General features: G+C 71.3%; 3 protein-coding genes. All 3 read right to left on the bottom strand.

Annotated features, from left to right (window positions below):
* Positions 1 to 2,837 (bottom strand): ATP-binding protein (locus SACSA_RS23355; RefSeq protein ID WP_019818689.1); only part of this gene is annotated, 2,837 nt, incomplete at its 3' end.
* A gap of 3 nt (positions 2,838 to 2,840) precedes the next feature.
* On the bottom strand, positions 2,841 to 3,320 hold the full coding sequence (locus tag SACSA_RS0116075; protein ID WP_019818687.1) for a hypothetical protein: 480 nt from the start codon (positions 3,318 to 3,320) through the stop codon (positions 2,841 to 2,843).
* Positions 3,321 to 3,335: 15 nt separating this feature from the next.
* Positions 3,336 to 3,605: a hypothetical protein gene (locus tag SACSA_RS0116070; RefSeq protein WP_019818685.1), complete on the bottom strand. Its 270-nt coding sequence runs from the start codon at positions 3,603 to 3,605 to the stop codon at positions 3,336 to 3,338.
* Positions 3,606 to 4,138: the final 533 nt, after the last annotated feature.

The raw sequence follows: 4,138 nt of genomic DNA, 5'->3' as shown, positions 1-4,138 counted from the left end.
TCGTCGCCGGTGTCGTCGGCCGCGGCGTCGAGCACCTCCTCGGTGAGTCCGACCTCCAGTTCCGCGGCCAGCTCCAAGTCGTCGTCGGCGTCCTCGCGCACCCGGTCGGCGTCGGCGGGCCCGGCCACCGCGGCCGTGTCGGCCTCCGCGTCCGGTGCGGACGGTTCGTGCCCGGTCTCGGCACCCGCCCGGCGGTCGGTGGTCGCGCCGGGGGTGGTGTCGAGCGTGTCACGAAGGTGTTTCAGGTGCGGCCCCGAGAAGTCGACCCGGATGCGCTCCACCCCGCCCGCACCGTCGGCGAAGATGAACTGCCGGGGCTCGGTGTCGCGTTCGACCTCGCGGCGCGAGCCGGGACGCCTGCCCAGCGCCGAGACGACCTGCTCATAGCCCACCCCGACCGGGACCTTGAGCAGCCGCAGCGCGTCGGACTGGGTGTCGTCGTCATCGAGCCTGCCCACGAACACCGAGTCGAGCAGCGCGACGAACCCCTGGATGCGCAGGAAGTCGGCCGGGATCTGCGAGGACAGCAGCACCCGGACGTTCCACTTGCGCGAGTCGCGGGCGAACCGGTTCATCAGCACCCGGCCGGTGGGCACCTCGGAGAGGAAGAAGGCCTCGTCGATCCAGACGCCCTTGCGCAGCTCCTTCGGCTTCTCGTACACCGAGCGCTGGGTCAGCCACGCGGCCAGGTTCAGCATCTCCACGCCCAGCGCCTCGGCGTCGGTCCAGTGCTCCCGCCCGACGCTTTCCTTCGGCAGCGTGAGCCCGGCCATCGACAGCACGGTCAGCCGGTCGTCGCGGGTGTCGGAGTAGGGGTCGGCGCCGGACTCCGGAATCAGCAGCGACATGCGCTCGCGCAGCTCGTCGAGGAAGTCGGCCACGACCACCGCGTGTTCGTGGTGCTCGCTGGAATCGCGGCGCAGCGCGTCGATCACCTGTCCCGGATCGGCGTCGTAGCGCCCGCCGACCGACCGCACCGCGCGCAGCAGCACGATCCGCGTCTGGGGCATCCGGGCCACCTCGTAGGGCAGCACCCCGGTGAGCACGTCGAGCACGAGTCTGCGCCGGGTCGCGCTGGCCAGCGCGCGCTCCCTGCGCCACGCGCGCTCGGGGTCGTCCTCGTCGAGGAAATGCTCCAGTCGCGGCTCGGCGACCACGCGGTAGGGGTTGAGGATGCCGGGCTGGGCGTTGAGCAGGTTGATCGGCCGCGCGTACGGCCGCACCTCCGGCAGTTCGCACAGCTTGGACAGCGGACCGGACGGGTCGAGGATCGTCCAGTGCGCCCCCGCCCGCAGGGTCTTGTAGACGATGCCGCCGCCCAGGAACGACTTCCCGCCACCGAGGCCGGCCACCAATGCCGTGAGCCCCGAACCGTCCCGGATCTCCTGGGCCATCCACGGGTCCCAGGCCACGGGGCGACGCGTGGCGGTGCAGGTCTCGCCGAGCAGGATTCCGCGCCGGTCACCGACCTCGGCGGTGGCGGTGGGCACCGACGACGCGGCCCAGACCACCGAGCCCCTGCGCAGGTACGCGCCGGACGACAGCGCCTCGCCGGGGATGAACTCGCGGGCGAGCGCGTACTGGGCCTCGGGGTGCTCGATGGCCACCTTCGGCTTGTACAGGTCGAGCATCTGCTGGGCCAGCCGCAACGCGTCGCGCTCGGTCGGCCCGGACACGGCCAGCCGCCACCACGACCGCACACGGGTGGCCAACGCGGTGAAGCCGGTGGTCATCTCGTCGTCGATCTCCAGCACCCGCGAGGCCTGGCGGGCCAGCGACTGCGGTGGCTCCAGCTCGTGCTCGTCGGTGTAGTGCTTGACCTGGGAACGCACCTTGTTCATCTGCCGCTGCAACTCGCCCGAGACCTCCTCGGGCCTGCGCACGTAGATGCGGGCCGACCACTCCACGGCCGAGGGAAGGCGGTCGGCGTGCTGCACCCAGGGATCGTCCACCTCGGGGATCTGCAGGCCGTGCATCTGCCCGACGGTGAGCACGGCGACGTTGCGCTTGATCCCGGCGTTCGAGCCCGTGCGCCCGCGCACGGTGACGGTGGGCGCGTAGGGGTCGCAGTGGAAGTCGGCCGCGTCGGTGAAGCTCGCGAGGTCCTCCGGTTCCCACGCCGCGCCCGGCACGGCGGGCAGGTTGCGCGGGGCGGGCAGGCCCAGGGAGCACGACCGGTGCATCAGCCAGGACATCTCCTCGGCCTGCACCGGCCTGCCCTCCAGCCCGGCCGAGCCGATCACCTGGTCGAGGTGCTCGACCTCCGAGTCCAGCGCCGCCAGCTCGGCGTCGACGGCTTCGGGAAGCACCTTGCGCAACAGGGGCGCGGCGCGTTCCACCGCGCGGTCCATCACCCGGCGGGTCTGGACCTGGACACCGAGGTAGACCTCCTTCTCGGCCATCGAACGGCCCATGAGCTGCTGCTGTTCGCCGACGAGGTAGTCGTCGAAGGACAGCGAACCGGGCACGTCGGAGGGGCGACTGTGGGCGTTATGCACGTGTGCCTCGGCCCACATCCGGATCGGATACGGCCGTGTGGTGACCCGCAGGTGCATCCAGCGGCCTTGGAGCTCGGCGTACTGCCCCGCGATGGCGGCGATCAGGTCACGCCGCTGGGAGTCCGAGCGGAACGACCAGCGCTGCGGCGCGAGGCGGTACCAGGCGTAGACCTCGTTGCCGGTGCGCAGCAGGTGCCCGTCGATGGAGCGCGCGGCGATCGACGGCGTGTAGCTGGGAATGGCTTCCTCGCCGGGCAGTCTCCTGCCCGCGCGGCCACTCTCGGCCTGTTGCGCTGGTGCCGAAGACTGGATCTTCCGGCTGCGGCCGCGACCGAACAACGACTACCTCCCCACCGCCGCCGGAGGGCGACGGCGCGCTCGTGCTGGGCTGTCTGACGGGTTGGGGGCTTCACGCGCCGACTCGTCCGTGCGGGCACGGCGCCGGCGTCTGTGCCGTGGCCGGGGTCGCTCGGTTCTGACTCGGATCTTGCTGGCGCTGGCGGCTCCGCCCGATCCGGTGCGGCGCTCGCGAGGCGCCTGAAGCTCGCGCAGCCACATGGAGAACACCGCCCCCAGCGGACGCTCGTGGCTGATCTTGGACGTGATGATCCGGGTGAGCGCGATCGTGATGACGAAGGCCCAGGCCGTGGAGAAGAAGCCGAAGCCGATGCCGATCTGCCGCTCGACGCCGAGCACCACGAGAAAGAGCGGGATGCCCACGCCCCAGGCCACATACCGCGCGCGCCAGGGGAAGGTGGCCTTCGGTGGCCCAAGCCACACCGCGTCGACGCGGTAGATCTCGTCGTCAGTCCGGATGCGCACCGCGCGAGCCCTACATCAACCCGTTGTGGTGAACAGTCCGGCGAGCCACTCGCCGACGTCCACCCCGAGGCCGCTGACCGCGAGGCCGACGATGGCCAGTGCCACGACCACACCCGCGAGCCTGCGCATGACGCCCGCGTTGTCGCCCTTGCCACCACCGAGCCACAACAACAGCAGGGCGACGGCGAGCAGAACCAACGGGATGATGTTGTCGAGGATCCAGTTGCGGACGTTGTTGGTGTCGAGCTCGGCCTGCGCCAGCGTCGCAAGCGTCATCGTGGTCATCGCGTACTCCCGAGCGCCCGGAGTGTGGTGCGCCGCGCACCGGTGTGCGCCGCGCCGGGTTTCCGGCACAAGCCGTGTTCAAACAACATCATGGCGTGATGAGGGGTGGGGGTCAAAGGTCCACCCTCGTGCGACCGCTGCTCCACTCCACCTCCCTGGCTGCGGGGTCTGCACCGGGGCGCGCGGCCGGGCACTCGCGCGCCTGCCGGCCCGCGGAGCCGGTGCACACTCGCAGACCTCGCCCGGCCGGGGTTCCCTCCCGGGCACGACCACTCCCGCACGTGCGCCGATCCCTCTCACAGTCTGTGCCACAACTCCCTCGGTCAGTGACCGCTAAGACAGTGAATCATGCCTCGACGGGGGGCCGGGGAGAACTTCGCTCAGTGGCGTCGACCACTACACCACTCGACGCACAGGACGATTCATCCGATCAGGCGACCGCGTGCGGCCGCGCCGCCCCCTCGGTGGCTCGCCGTGGCGACTCGCCCGCGACCTCGGACACCGCGCACCGGTCCTCGACGGACGCGGCCCGG

The organism is Saccharomonospora saliphila YIM 90502 (assembly GCF_000383795.1).
Classification (GTDB): domain Bacteria; phylum Actinomycetota; class Actinomycetes; order Mycobacteriales; family Pseudonocardiaceae; genus Saccharomonospora; species Saccharomonospora saliphila.
The sequence above is the reverse complement of the archived record's forward strand: the minus strand, read 5'-3'. Positions and strand labels throughout refer to the sequence as shown.